Raw genomic sequence first — 254 nt, 5'->3', positions numbered from 1 at the left:
AGTGGCATGCTCGGCCTAGCGGTGCGGACCGGGGCTTTGTCGCCCCACCCCGAGCGTGAGCTCGAGCGCGTCACCCAAAGGAAGAAGAAGGGCAGCACCGCCATCCCGTTGGACGAACTGCCGATGTTTCTCCAGCGCGTCCGTGAGGACGAGGAGCTCAACGAGTGGGACACGGGGGGTCTGATCACGTTCATGCTCGCGTCAGGGTGGCGAGTGGCCGTGGTGTGCGCGCTCGAAGCGAGCGCTATCGCCTT

1 protein-coding gene is annotated in these 254 nt (G+C 65.7%); it reads left to right on the top strand.

All coding sequences use genetic code 11. The annotated features are described in order from the left end of the window. A partial coding sequence (locus KVS71_RS17915) for a hypothetical protein (protein ID WP_217585210.1) occupies positions 1-254 on the top strand: 254 nt, incomplete at both ends.

The sequence above is a fragment of the Microbacterium sp. GbtcB4 genome, assembly GCF_019091465.1.
GTDB lineage: Bacteria > Actinomycetota > Actinomycetes > Actinomycetales > Microbacteriaceae > Microbacterium > Microbacterium paraoxydans.
Note: the sequence above shows the minus strand (reverse complement) of the source record. Positions and strands in the feature narration are given on the sequence as shown.